This window comes from Roseateles sp. (assembly GCF_039929605.1).
Lineage (GTDB): Bacteria > Pseudomonadota > Gammaproteobacteria > Burkholderiales > Burkholderiaceae_C > Pelomonas.
Genome location: NZ_JBDSQX010000073.1, coordinates 19,579 through 35,250 on the forward strand (window position 1 = coordinate 19,579; position 15,672 = coordinate 35,250).

At 67.9% G+C, this 15,672-nt stretch carries 1 protein-coding gene (only partly in view); it reads left to right on the top strand.

The window, feature by feature from the left end:
* Window positions 1-15,672, top strand: the 5' end (the start) of a protein-coding gene (locus ABIS05_RS09980) for a CARDB domain-containing protein (protein WP_348009153.1). 16,887 nt of this gene lie beyond the right edge of the window; 15,672 of the gene's 32,559 nt are visible here — the first part of the coding sequence; its start codon is at window positions 1-3; its stop codon lies beyond the right edge, outside the window.

Sequence of the window (15,672 nt, forward strand, 5' to 3'; positions counted from 1 at the left end):
ATGTCGATCAAATCCTTGCGCGCCCGTGCAGCGGCCGCTTTGCGTCGTGCCTCCAAGAGTGCGTCTATCCCCGGCGAGGCCGGCCAACCGCGAGCTTGGAAGATCGAGACATTGGAGCCCAAGCTCCTGCTGTCGGCCGACGCGCTACCCGGTGTGCATCTGATTGCTGGCGCCATCGACCAGCCCGGCGAACAGGACCGCTATCAGTTCACGCTGACCGAGCAGACGCGTTTCCTGTTCGACGGTGTGCAAGGCACGCAAATCCAGTGGCAGCTGCAGGGCCCCAATGCCACCGACCAGTTCAGTTTCCGCAGCCTTGAAAGCACCGGTGACCGCTTCCTCGACCTGAGCCCGGGGACGTACAGCCTGACCGTGGATGGTGTGGGGGACCGCACCAGCGATTACACCTTTCAGCTGCTGGGCATCGAAGCGTCCAAGGCGTTGCAAAGCGGCGTTCCGACGACTGGCCGTCTTGAGGCTGGCACGCAGGCGGCGTTGTACAGCGTCAACCTGACAGCCGGTGATCGCCTGCTCATGCAAGCCGCAGCCGGCAATGTTGGTGGAAGTTTCACTCTGTTCGACCCTCAGGCCAAGACGGTGTGGGGCCCGATCTCTTTGACCAGTGACAGCAGCGTGTTCACGGCCGCCAGTACCGGCACCTACTGGCTGTCCGTGGAAGGTAGCAGCGGCGCCACCAATGCGCTGGACTATGGCTTCACGCTGTGGCGCAACCCGCTGCGCCAGTTCGACCTGACGCTGGGCCAGGCCGTGACGGTCGCGCTGGCTCAGCCCGGCGACGGCGTGGAATACCGTTTCAACCTGGACCGGGGCACGCTGCTGCAGTGGGACCAGCTGTCATTGCCGCGCAGTGACCAGAGCTGGGAGCTGCGCCGCGTGGACACCGACACGCAAGTGCGCACCGGCAGTTTCGGCAGCCAGGACGGGCTAGGTGACCCGATGCGGCTGGCTGCCGGCGCTTACGTGCTGCGGCTGCAGAGTTCAACCCGTGCCACGGGCACCGTGGGTTTTCGCCTACTGTCGGCGGCCAATGCCCCGGCAGTGCTCAGCGGTGCCAACCTCCCGGTGCCATCGGACGTCTCGATGGGTGGCCAGGTCGTGCGCGTCGAGGCCAACGGTGCGCAGCAGCTGTCGCTGGGCTACGAGGGGCTGCCCGATGCCGTCAACACGGCCAACAGCCTCGCCACGGCGGGCGAGCTGCTGGTGCAGGCCGGCACGGCCAGGAACCTGTTGGTATCGCTGGGCGGCGGCCTGGCCGGCGAGCTGGACGTCTCGATGACGCGGCTGCTGGCGGTGGCCGGCGATCAACTGGACATCGCCTTGCCCGACGGGGTGACGGCCTGGGGCTTGCGTCTGTTCGACGAAGCCGGCCATGAACTGGCCAATGCCGCCGCCGGGCACCTGCTCTGGACGGCGAACACCACGGGACTGGTCTACCTCGGCGTGAGCCGTGCAGCCAACACCATCTATGACCCGACGGCCGCACCGGCTGCGGGCGCCGCGATGTCGGCGACCCAGATCAGCCTGACCGTCGGGCGCACGCCAGCGGTAGGCGCAGGCGTGTCGACGGAGCCACCCGACAATCTGGCGCAAGCGGTCGACGCACTCGTAGCGCAAGGCAGCAGTACCGTGCTGGACATGCGCATCGGCGACGGCAGCTATCCGGCGCGTGACGTCGATTTCTATCGCATCGTGCTGACTGCGGGCGACGTGCTCAAGGTCTCGACACCCAACGGCCCCAGCTTAGACGGCTATCTGCGCGTCTTTGACATGGCCGGCAATCAGGTCAGCAGCACCGACGACAGCCCGCTGAGCTTTACCGCGCCCCGCACGGGCGTGTATGCGCTGGGCTTCAGTGCGTATGGCAACCGCAGCTTCAACCCTCTCGTGGCGGGCAGCGGCGTCGACGCGCCCACCGGCACGCTGAGTGTGACGGTGGAGCGAGCCCGCAGCCAGGCGCCCAACACGGCGAACTGGCTCGTCACGGACGCAAACGGTCTGCGCATCGGCGGCGGCAGCGTGGTGGTCGGCCAGATTGCCACCGTCAGTCTGCCGCAAAGCGGCAGCTACTTCATCTGGGCCGACGCCAACCTGACGAACAGTGTGCAACGGGGGCAGTTGCGCCTGTCCACCTGGACGTCCACCGCACCCGGCACCCAGACGGTCACGCCCGACAGCCCGCTGCAGTTCAGTCTCGATGTCGCCAACAGCGGCCAGGTCGTCTCGTCCGACCTCGTCGTGAGCAGCGGCGGAGCGTTCGTGCTGGAGCCATCGGCCGCTTTCGACGGAGGTCAATGGCGCTTGACCGGGCCACGCGGTACCGAATTCGACTGGACGGCGCTGAGCAGCCAGCGTGGCAACGCCGCCCCGGTGCGCTACCTTGCACCGGGTACTTATCGGCTGGAAATGCGTGCCACGGGATTGGCCATTGGCGGTGTGGGCGTCACGATGACGCCGGTTGCCGCCGCCAGCACCGCAGCCGTTGGCGGCGATAACAGCCTGCCGGACCTGGCCGTCGGCCAGTCGCTGCTATGGCGCCTGGACGCCAACCCGGGCGACGGCTTCACGTTGACGCTGTCGGCGCAAGCCGCCGACTTCACCGTGTTGGCCTATGACGCCTTCGGCCGCGCGCTGACGGTGACGGGCGGCACGAGCATCACCCAAGGCACAGCCAGCGGTCCTGTGTTCGTGCGCCTTGTGCGCCAGGCCCGCAGCGGTGATGCCATGGTGGCCTTGCGCGTCGCGCGTGATGCCGTAGTGCCGGCGCAGCCCCCGGCCGCCGTGGCTGTGACGCTGGGTACCGATGTCAGCACCTCCAACGATGGCGTCACGACGCCCACCTACCGCTTCACGCAGGCCGCCGACGGCTGGGTCGCATTGGAATGGCAGGCGGGCAATTGGACGCAATGGTCTTTGAGTGGCCCGCGCGGCACCGAGGCCAACGGCGTCTGGCGCGAGTCCTTCTACAACGGTCGCGACCGCAGCTGGCAGGCGCCGGTGCGCTGGCTGCCGGCAGGCGAGTACACACTGATCCTGTCGGGTGGTAGCGGCCTGGCGCGCTTCACCCTACGTGACGCTGCGCACAGCAGCCCCATCGCGACGGACACGGCGGTGTCTGTGGACCTGGCCGCGAACGACGCCTACGAACTGTTCGACGTCGTGCTGGATGCTGACGTCAAGACTTACCTGCGCGGCATCTCCGGAGCCGGCGCCGACAACTGGTTCCGCCTCTACGACCAAGGCGGTACGTTACTGTCCGAGGGCGACCTGTCTTCCCTGACGCCGCTTGCGCTCAGCGTGCCGCGCGATGGTCACTACCTGCTGGCCGTGGCGCGCAACACCTTCTCTGCGGGTACCACGGCGCTGCGCTTCGAGCTACCGACGGCCCCGCTGGGGACGACCAGCGTGTCGCTCGGCGACACGATCAGCGGGCGTTTCCTGCAGTCCTACGACACGCGGGACTTCAGCCTCAATCTGAGCAGTGCGAGCCAGTTGCAGATCAACACGCTCAGCTCCACCGGCTCTGCAAAGACCTACACGGTGCTGGATGCCAGTGGCAACACGGTGGATGTGCTGTCCTCCGGTGGAACGCGCGTCTGGGGCCTGGCCACCGGCCGCTACACGCTGCGCGTGCAGCGCAGCGACTACTACACCGTGCCTGGCGCCGATGACCGCTTCAGCGCGACGCTGGTGGCTGGCGCCGTGCGGGACGTCAACCCGGGCACCGGCTTCGACATCACGTGGACCAACGGCGTCGCCGACGGCTTGGTGCGTTTCAATGCTGAAGCGGGCCGGACCTACACCTTCTCCACCGCCGCCGTGCCCGCCTATGAGCGCGGCTACCGCGTGCGCGTCTTTGATGGCAGTGGCGCAGAGGTGCTGTACAGCGGCTTCGGTGGTGACTGGTGGTACACGAACAAAGCCATCAGCTTCACGGCCACGCAAAGCGGTACCTACACGCTGGCGCTGGGCGCCAACAGCTATTCCTCCGGCCTGACCGCGACCGACAGCTTCAGGCTGCAGCAGGCCGAACGCAACGTATCCAACCTGGTGCTGGGCTCCGCCGCCAGCGGCACGATGCAACATGCCGCCGACGAGCAGCGGCTGCGTTTCACGCTCACCGACCCGACTCGTCTGTGGCTGGACGCCTCGGGCGACTACTACGACGCTACGCTGGTGCGCACCGACGCGGCCGGCACGCCGCTGGCCAAGACCAACCTGTACTACAGCGACGTTCACCAGCTGCTCAACCTGCCGGCCGGCAGCTACGAGCTGCGCCTGACCGCGTCGCGCGAGAACCCCGGCATCTGGCGCGTGCTGGCGGACACTGAAACCCACCTGCCCACGCTCATCGTCGGCACGCCGGCCGTCATCGGCTTGACCCAGGGCCAGCAAGGCCAGGCTTGGCAGCTCGACGGCACGCAGGGCCAAGCGCTTTTACTCGACCCGCGCCTGGCGGGCTCCAGCAGCATCTCCTACTCCTTGATCGGTCCGAACGGCAGCACCGTCGTCAGCGGCGACGGCTACGGCAGCAGCGACTACTCGCAGCGTGTGACGCTGGGCGAGACCGGCCGCTACGTGCTCTACGTCTACGGCAGCAGCACGGACACCTCTGCTATCAACGGCACGTTCACGCTGCGCAGCTACAGCGAGCCGCGCGCTGCACTGACGCTGGGCAGCAGCGTATCCGGCAGCATCGCCAACCCGGGCGATATCAACCACTACAGCTTCACGCTGACCGAAGACCGCACGGTTCTCATCGACCCGCAGTCCGGCTCGGCCAACCTGCGCCTGACCGGGCCACGAGGCGACGAAACCAGCCTGTCGCTGTCCAGCCCCGAAAGCTACTACGTGCGCCGCCTGCCGGCCGGCACCTACAGCGTCGACATCACGGCCCAGGCGACTGCCGCCACGCCCGGTTACGCGTTCCGGCTGCTGGACCTGCAAGCCGGCGCAGTCGCGCACGGCGACGCCACCCAGATCAGCGGCGACCTGCCTGCCGGCCGCACGCTGGTGTCGCACAGCTTCGACGTCGTTGCGGGCCAGGCCTACAACCTGGACTTCACCACCCCGACGGTCTACCCCGACTACTTCCGCTACATGCTGGTGGATGCGTCGGGCCGCACCATGACCGGCACGGACTGGACCTACACCAGCTCCGTCGGCTTCACGGCCAATCAGACCGGGCCGGTCTACCTGCTTGCCAAGCAGTACTACGCCTCGTCCAGCCCCGTCCATTTCGAGGCCACGCTGCGCCAGCCGTCCACCAGCTCGGACGCCCTCGCCTGGGACGCGACCGTGGCAATCACCTTGGCCACGAGGCTGGACCAGCGCGACCTGAGCTTGCGCCTGAGCGCAGGCGGTTGGGTCGAGCTGCAAGACATGACCGTGGACGTGGGCCAGGGCCGTGTGCAACTGCTGTCGCCCAACGGCACGCTGCTCAGCGACGGCTACGTCTACGCCGGGCAGGCGGCCGGCGTGCGCCGTGTCTTCCTCGGCGCCGGCGACTACATCGTGCGCGTCAACGGTGCGAACGACGCCGTCACGAGTACGGTGCGCTTCACGGCGCGCCAAGTTCCAGCTGCCAACCAGCTGAACCGCCAACCCGGGGTCAGCCGCGCGCTGACCGCGCCCACCGGCACCGATGCGGTAACGCTGTGGAGCCTGCCGGTCGCCACTGGTGACCACCTGCGCCTCGCCGCCAGCCAATGGCCCAGCGGCGGATCGGTGCAACTGATCGATCCCAACGGCAGCCTCGCCGCCACCTGGAACCCGGCCGGCGGCGCCGCGCTTGAGATGGACCTGAGCGTCGCCGGCACCTGGCTGCTGCGGGCGACGCGCCCGGCCAGCGACGGCAGCACAGCCAACGCCTGGGTGCTGGACGCCAACTGGGGCACCGCTGTGGCGTCGACGCCAGTCGTCTCGACTATGTCGGCCAGTGGCAACCTCGCGACCGACGCCAAGACCACCTACCAGTTCGAGGTCACCGAGGCTGGCACCTGGTACCTGGACCGCAACAGCATCCCCGACTACTACAGCTTCTACTACAACACCGCGCGTGTGCTGGACGCCAATGGCGCCGTCGTCGGCGCCGGCTGGGATCGCCCTCACCTGCTGACGGCTGGCGTCTACACGCTTGAGATCAACGCCCAGTACAGCAGCTCCAGCTACGACTTCACGTGGCGCCGCATGGACGACGCCGCCGTGCCCCGCCTGGACTTCGGCCAGTCGGTCAGCGCGCCGGCCGCCTCGGACTACCAGGCCCGCATCTGGCGTATCGACGCCCAGGCGGGTGACCTGATGCGCTTCAATGCGCTGTCATCCGGCACCGGCAGCACCCCTCGCTGGGCCTTCTTCAACGGCTACGGCCAACAACTCAGCGGCTGGAACAACGCCAGTACCGACGCCGCGGCCGTGCCCGCGTCCGGTGACGGCCCGGTCTACCTGGTCTTCGACTGGGCCGGCTACACCTACGGCAGCAGCGCCAGTGGTGGCATGTCCTTTCAGGTCGACAAGGTCAGCGCCGGCAGCGCGCCAACCACGTTGACGCTGGGCCAGACGGTCTCGGGCACGCTGGACGCCGTCACGCAGTCGCGCGCCTACAGCTTCACGCTGACCGAGCCACGCACGCTGATCATGGACCGCCTCAACGGCGGCACGTCGGCCAACTACTACGCGATCAGCTGGTCGCTGACGGGCCCCTACGGCGCCGACGGTCAGAGTGGCCAGATCTACGCCGGCAACCAGACGCCCGAAGTGAAGGTGCTGACGCTCGCGCCCGGTAGCTACACGCTGAACGTCAACAGCAGCGACTTCAACACCAACACCTACGCCTTCCGGCTGCTGGACACGACCGCCGCCACGCCGCTGGCCAATGCCCAGGTCGTCGACGGTCGCATCGAGCCCACTGGCGAGATGGTCAGCTACGCCATCGACGCTCTGGCCGGCGACCGGCTGTTCGTCGACTTCCGAGACCTGACCGCCCGCACCTACAACTCCAGCCTGGGCCGCTACAACTACACGGCCAACGTGCGCCTCATCGACCCCTACGGTCGCGAAGTGAACAGCCAGCAACTGGCCGATGCCGAGGTCGTGGCCACCGTGTCCGGCCGCTACACGCTGCTGCTTGACGCAGGCTACGGGGCTGACGTGCCTGTGGCCTATCGCCTGGCGGCCTTCGTCAACCGCGCAGGCCAGCCGCGCGAGATCGATTTGTCCACGCGCCCCTCGGCCATGGACCTCGTCGTGCGCGACGTCGCCGTGACTCCGGCTGCAACCGGCGCCGACATCAAGTCCGGCTCCATGGTCCAGGTCAGCTGGACCACGCTCAACCAGGGCGTGTCACCGACGCTGGGCGACTTCAACGAACGCGTCGTGGTGCGCCGCGCGGGCACGGGCGAGGTGGTGGCCCAGGTGCAACTGCCCTACGTCGAGGCGCAGTCGGGCTCGCTGGCCGCCAACCAGTCGGCATCGCGCATCGTCACGTTGCGCCTGCCCGATGGCCCTGCCGGCGCGGGGGACCTGACGGTCACTGTCGAGACCGACACCGACAACACCCAGCCGGAGAACGGCCGCGCCGAAGAGAACAATCGCGGCACGGCTGCCTTCAGCAGCACGTTGGCCGACTACGCCAACCTGCAGATCCACGACCTGAGCATCGATCCGGCTGCGGACTGGACCAGTGGCGCACCCGTGACCGTGAGCTGGACCACCGTCAACACCGGCAACGCCACGGCCCAGAACGGCTGGACGGAGCGCGTGGAGCTGCTCAACACGACCACCGGCGTCGTCGTGGCCAACATCAGCCAGGCCTTCACAGCCCAGGCGTTGGACGGCGGCGACACCGTCGCGCGCCATGCCAGCTTCAACTGGCCCACCGGCCTGAACGCCATCGGGCGCTACCAGCTGCGTGTCATCGTCGACACGCTATCGCAAGTCCCCGAGTACGACGCCAGCGGCTCGCTGGAGAACGACAACGCAACCCTGCAGACGCTGGAGGTCGGCCCCGATCTTGCCGTTCGCGGCGTGCATCTGCAGCAGGCCGCCGGCCTGCAGTCGGGCGACCGCCTGACGCTGCTGTGGGAGGACATCAACCAGGGCCGGGTCCCGACGCCGGTGGCCTACCAGGATCGCGTCGTCATCCGACAGCGCAGTGCCGACGGCAGCGCCGGTGCCATCGTGCTGAACACGCTGGTCGCCTTCGCCGGCAGTGCCGGCCTGCCGCTGGCACCGGGCGAGGCTCGTGCGCGCAGCCTGCAGTTCGATCTGCCTGACGGCACGCTGGGCGCCGGCACGTTCGACATCAGCATCACCACGGACAGCGCCGCCAGTGGCGCGGGCATCCTGTTCGAGACCAATGCTGCGGGCGATGCCGAAAGCAACAACGTCGCGACCGGCAGCTTCGACGCGACACTGCGCCTGTATGCCGACCTGTCGGTCAGCAGCTTGATCGTGCCCGTCACGGCGCCTTCGGGCGACTCCGTGGACGTCAGTTGGACCGTCGCCAACCGGGGCGCGGCCACTGCCACCGCGCCCTGGGTAGACCGCATCATCCTGAGCAGCGATGGCGTCATCGGCAATGCCGACGACGTGCTGCTGGGTGCGCTCACGCACGCCAGCGCATTGGCCGAGGGCGACAGCTACACGGCACGCCTCAACGTGCGCATCCCCGCGCGCATCCAGGGCAACTACCGCATCGCCGTCATCGCCGATGCAAACGCCAGCGTGCGTGAACCCGACACGCGCGCCGACAACCGCCGCGTCTCCGACCCGATCACGATCGTGCAGACCTATGCCGATCTCGTGCCCACGCTGACCAGCGTGCCGGCCGACGTCTTCGCCGGCCGAGGCGCGCGCGTGGAGTGGTCCGTCCGCAACGACGGCACCGTCACCACGGACGTGAACCGCTGGGTCGACCAGGTCTACCTGAGCAGCACCCCTGCCCTGACAGCCCAGTCCACGCTGCTGGGCTCGGTGACGCACGTCGGCACGCTGGCCGTGGGCGACAGCTACGCGGCGGCGCTGGACTTCACCGTGCCGCGTGACGCCACCGGCGCGCGTTACTTCATCGTCAAGACCGACGCCTTCACGGCGGTCTATGAATTGGATCGCACCGGCAACAACGTCATCGTCGCGGCCCAGCCGACAACGGTACAGGCCGAGCCGAAACCTAACCTCCAGATCGAAGGCCTCAGCGCGCCCGCCGACTGGCGCGTCGGCCAGCCCGTGCAGCTCAGCTACACGGTGCGCAACAGCGGCAACGACCCCGTCAACGGCTTCTTCGGCGAAGAACTCCGCCTGGTCGACACGTTGGGCCTCGCACCGACGCAGGTGCTGTCGTCCACCTGGGCCTCGCGCACGCTGGCCGCAGGCGGCACGTTGGCGCAGACGCTGGAGCTGACCGTGCCGGCCCTGCCGCCCGGCAACTGGCGCCTGGAGGTGGTGGCCGACCGCAACAACTACGTCATCGAGTCCAACGAGGCCGACAACATCGCGACGGCCAACGTCGCGGTCATCGCACCTGACCTGGCGTTGCGCAACCTGAGCACCGTCGGTCTGCTGCAGGGCGGCGAAGCCATCACGCTGAACTGGCAGACGCGCAACCTGGGCAGCGCGCCCGCAGCCAACGTCCGCGAGAAGGTCTACCTGTCCCGCGATGGCGATGTCGACGGCAGCGACACGCTGCTGGGCGAGCGCGTCATCGACAACCTGGCCGCAGGTGCGTCCAGTGATGGCACGCTGGGCTTCACGCTGCCGGTCGACCTGTCTGGCGCCTGGCGCCTCATCGTCGTCACCGACACGGCCAACGCCAACAACGAGTCGACCTTTGAGGCCAACAACCAGGACAGCCTGGCCATCAATGTGGCACAGGACGCCTATGCCGACCTTGCCGTCGTCAGCGTCAGTGCGCCCACCCAGGTCATCGACGATCCGGCCAGCATCGCCGTGGAGTGGACCGTGCAGAACCAGGGCTCAGGCGCCGGCCGCACGACCGGCTGGACCGACCGCATCATCTACAGCAGCAACGACGTGCTGGGAGACAGCGACGACATCGTGCTGGGCAACGTGGTGCACAGCCAGGCTCTGGCCGCCGGCGCGAGCTACAGCGGCAACCTGAGCTACAGCTTCGGGCCGACCTTCAGCCGACGGGGCACGATCTTCGTGAAGTCGGACGCCACGGCCGCCGTCTGGGAAAACGGCAGCGAGAGCAACAACATCAAGAGCGCCGGCCACACGACTGACGTGATGCCCATCGCCTACGCGGACATGCGCGTCGAGGCGGTCAGCACGCCCAGCGTGGCCTACAGCGGCCGCGACCTGACCGTGCAGTGGACCGTTGCCAATCGAGGCATCGGCATCACCAACACGACCAACTGGACCGACAGCGTCTGGCTGAGCCGCAATGCCGACGGCAGCGGCCAGCGCTTCGACCTGGGTCAAGCGGGTCATCTGGGTCAGATGGCCGTGGGCGACAGCTACAACCGCAGCATCAACGTGCGCCTGCCCGAGGGCATCTCGGGCGACTGGTATCTCAACGTCACGGCAGCGGTCAACAACGGCGTCTACGAATTCGTCTACGGCGACAACAACGCCGGCCATTCGCTGGCCGTGCCCGTCACGTTGAGCGAATCGCCCGACCTGGTCGTCGAGAGCCTGGACGCACCCGCGACCGCGCAGGAAGGCGCCCTCGTCGACGTGACGTGGACCGTGCTGAACCAGGGCCTGGCCCGCGCCGCCGGCCAATGGCAGGACACCGTGCTGCTGCTCGCTCCCAACGGCACGACCGTCGTGCTGGGCACCTACACCTACGACCGCAGCCTGGACGCCGGCCTGCGCTACTCGCGCACCGAGCAGGTCCGCCTGCCAAGCAAGATCGAGGGCGGCTACCGCCTGCGCGTCACCACCAACAGCCTGCTCGGCAGCAACGGCCAGCCACAGGTCTACGAATACGGCACGGCGCGCGACAACAACACGACGACCGACACCGATGCGATCACCCTCCAGCTGAACAACCGGCCGGACCTGCGTGTCACCGACATCCAGGCACCCACCGACGTGACGGCCGGCACCACCGCCGGCCTGAAGTTCACCGTCGCCAACACCGGCACCGAGGCCACCTCGGGCCAGTGGCAGGACTACGTCTACCTGTCGCTGGACGGCACCGTCAGCAGCGACGACCTCCTGCTGGCCCGCGTCGACAGCGCCTCGGCCCTCAGCCCCGGCGGCGACCCGTACACGACGACGGTTGGCGGCATCGACATCCCCATCCGCTACCGCGGCGACGTCTACCTCATCGTCGTGGCCGACGGTGCCAACCGCATCGACGAGTACCCCAGCGAGGGCAACAACGCACGCGCCCAGCGCATTCACGTCAACGCGATCCCGTTCGCCGACCTCGTCGCCAGCGACGTCGTCGCCCCGGACCAGGCCGTGCATGGCGCCGGCATCCAGGTCGACTACAAGGTCACCAACAAGGGCTCGGCCACCACGCGCGGCGATGCGGCGACAACCAACAGCTGGACCGACACCATCTGGCTGAGCGTCGACAAGAGCCGCCCCAACCCCGGCAAGGGCGACATCAGGCTCGGCCAGGTCACGCACACGGGTCACCTCGCTGTTGGCGAGAACTACCTGGGCTCGCTCAATGTGCAGATCCCCGAGGGCATGAAGACGGGGCAGTACTACGTCACCGTCTGGAGCGACACCTACGACGCCATCCTGGAGGACACGCTCTCCAGCAACATCAACCTCGACGACCCGACCCAGGCGGACAACAACAACTACAAGGCTCGCCCGATCTCGGTGCTGGGCATCACCCCGCCCGACCTCGTCGTCACCAGCGTCAGCGCACCCGCCACGGCCCAGGCCGCTGGCGACTACAGCTTCAGCTACACCGTCAAGAACCGCGGCGATGCCTTCGGCGGCAGCTGGACCGACAAGGTCTGGCTGATGGACAACCCGGACCCGACGCTTGCCAAGGTCTATTGGCTGCTGGGCGAGTTCAAGCAGCAGCGCGGCCTGGGCAATGGCGAGACCTACAGCGTCAGCCAGACTGTCGCCCTGGCACCATCGATCAGCGGCGGCTACCTGGTTGTGCAGACGGACGCCGGCTACAGCTACACGGGCCGCAACGATGTGACAGAGGTGGACGAAGCCAATAACGTCAACCGCGTCGCATCCACGGTCACGAACACGCCGGCCGACCTGCGCGTCACCAACGTCACGACACTGCCCACCAACTACTCCGGCGAGGAGACCACCGTCACCTGGACCGTGCAGAACTCCGGTGCCGCCGTGTGGACGGGCACCAAGGGCTGGCTGGACAACGTCTGGATCAGCCCTGACCCGACCTTCATCCCGTCGCGGGCGACGCCGCTGGCCTCGGTCGTGCACAGCAACACCACGCCGCTGGGCGCCGGCGAAAGCTACACGGCCAGCGCCCTCGTCAAGCTGCCGCCTGGCACCGAGGGCACCTACTACATCTACGTCATTGCCGATGCGCTGCACAACGCCGGCAACCTGAATCCCTACATCCCCCCGCTCGACCAGCCCTGGACCTACACCGGCCAGCCGGAGCGGCACCGGCCCGACTCGCAGTACAGCAACGAGAACGCCTACACGCGGGACACCTACTACGTCACCTCGGCCTTCGAGTCGGACGCCGGCAACAACCGCGGCCAGGCGTCGCTGGACGTCATCTATCGCGAGCCCGACCTGCAGATCGACCAGATCACGGTCAACAACCCCAACCCTGGCTCCGGCGACACCCTCACCGCGACATGGACGGTCACCAACCGCGGCACGCGCGAGACCCGCGTGGCGGGCTGGATGGACGGCGTTTACCTGTCACGCGACGGCACGCTGGACCCGAGCGACTACGCCCTCGTGGACCGAGGCAGCGACCTGGAGCGCCTGCTGCACGTCAGCCAGGTCGACCTGACCCAGGACCCCATCGAGCCGCGCCGCACGCTCAAGCCCGGCGAGAGCTACACGCAGACGGCCACCTTCGCGCTGCCGACCTCCATCAGCGGTGACTTCAAGCTGATCGTCAAGGCAGACACCGGCGTCTTCGCCGGCTACAACAGCAGCGGCGTGCAAAGCACCATCCGCGCGGGCCTGACTCCCATTGGCGAGAGCGGCACCAACGGCGTACCGGAGTTCAAGGACGAGGCCAACAACATCGCGCAGATCGCGCTGCCGATCACGCTGGCCGCGCCGCCCGACCTGCAGGTCACCAGCGTCACCGCGCCCGACGCCGTCATCGCCGGCCAGAACTTCACGGTTGCCTACAAGGTCGACAACCTCGGCGGCAAGACGCCGACCGACCAGGGCAGCTGGTACGACATGGTCTACCTGTCCAAGGACCGTTTCCTGGACCTGAACAAGGACCGCTACCTCGGCTATGTGCAGCACAGCGGCGGCCTGGCCGCCAATGGCAGCTACACCGGCAGCCTGACCTACACCGCGCCGCGCGACCTGGAAGGGCCTTACTACGTCTTCGTCGTCACCGACCCCGCGCGCATCTGGGGCAGCGGTGACACGGGCCAAGTGCTGGAGTTCGGCAAGGACGACAACAACAACGCGGCCGCTGTGCAGCCCATGCGCATCGAGACGCCGCCGCCGGCCGACCTCGTCGTCACCAACGTCGTTGTTCCGAGCGGCGCCAAGGTCGGTGATGAAGTCGAGATCACTTTCACCGTCCAGAACTCGTCCATCAACCCCGCCTATGGCCGCTGGACGGACGCGCTCTACCTGTCCGCCGACAACGCCTGGGACCTGAACGACACCGCCATCGGCAAGGTTGCCCATGTCGGCGACCTCGATGCCAACGGCAGCTATACCGCCACGCTGAAGGCCAAGCTGCCGGCGCTCAAGGACGGTGCCTGGCGCGTCATCGTGCGGCCGGACCTCTACAACGAGGTTTTCGAAGGCCGGATCACCTACACCGAGACCGGCCTCACCCTGCCGCCGGGCGAGGCCAACAACCGCAGCGCCTCGGGCGCGGCGCTGCACGTCGAGGTGCCGGCGCTTGTCGTCGGGCAGTCCCTGGCCACGACCCTTTCCGCTGATCAGACCCAGCTCTACAAGGTCAGCGTCGCCGCCGGTGAGACGCTGCGCGTGCTGCTCGATTCCACCGCCGCAGACGGTGCCAACGAGGTCTACATCCGCTGGAACGACGTGCCCACCGGCAGCGCCTTCGATGTGGCCTACAGCAACCCCGTGTCGCCCGACCAGACGCTGCTGGTGCCCACCACCCAGGCCGGCGACTACTACATCCTCGTGCGCGCCCGCCAGGGCACGTCATCCGCTCAGGCCACGCCGGTCACGCTGCGCGCCGACCTGCTGCCGCTGTCCATCACCAAGGTCACGCCCGACCAGGGCGGCGTCGGTGACGACGACCACCGCTGGGTCAGCGTGGACATTGAAGGAGCCCGCTTCGCGGCGGGCGCGCTGGTCAAGCTGGCCCGCCCGGGAGAGTTCGAGATCGAACCCGAGCGCTGGCAAGTCCTGGACGCCACCCACATCCGCGCCATCTTCGACCTGCGCCACGTCCCCATGGGCTTGTTCGACGTCGTCGTCACCAATCCCGACGGCCAGCGTGTCGTCGAGCCCTATCGTTACCTCGTCGAACGCATGATCGAGGTCGATGCCGCCATCGGCATCGGCGGCCCGCGCAACATCGAGCCGGGCGAAGCAGCGACCTACAGCGTCAGCCTGCAAAGCCTCACCAACGTCGACACGCCCTACCTGCGTTTCGATCTGGGTGCCACCGACTTGGGGCAAAGCAAGGATGTGCTGGAAGGCTTGAACCTGCCCTACGTCGTGTTCGGCACCAGCGTCGGCGGCAAGCCCGATGGCGCCGTCGCGGCCGGCAGCGGCAACAGCCAGCAGTACGGCACCACGCCCACGACGGGCGTGCGTGCCGACGTGCCCTGGGCCGCGCTGGACGGCGTGACCAACACCAACGGCTGGAACCTGGCGCCGGGCTACGCCTTTGACCTGGCCGCAAACGGCTTTGCCGGCGCCACCTTCAAAGTCCAGACCTACCCGGGCCTGCAGGAGTGGCTCAACTACGACTTCGAAGGCCTGCGCGACAAGCTCTACGCCATCCGCCCGGACTGGAAGGCCGCCGGCCTCCTCGACGAAGGCGTCACCGGCCTGGACAAGATCTCCCAGGGCCTCACCAAGAAGTTCCTCGCCAAGGAAGGCCATGTGACGGAAGAGGAGGCTGCAGCAATGCCCTTCCGCTTCGACACGCTGGCCAGCGTGACGACGCTGACGCGCGACGAGTTCATCGCCGACCAGACCGCCCACGCCAAAGCCCTGCGCACCGCCATCCTGGCCGACACCACAGCGCCGAGCACGCTGGCCGTGCTGGCCGCCGACGAGGCGCAATGGGTCAAGGGCTGGCTGGGCGCGCTCGAAGCCGCCGGCCTGCTGCATGCAGAGGGCACCGCCCCGGCCATCCGCAGTGACGCCCTGGTGCTCAGCCTGAACGCCACGCTGGCCACCGGCATCCTGCTGGCCAAGGGCGGCGAGAGCTACCGCACGCAAGCCGACCTGCTCGGCTTCTTCGCCCAGGTGCAGCAGTGGTACGGCGATACGGCCCGCTACGCGGGTGACGCAAATGCCGCGCATGCGCCCGTCGACTAC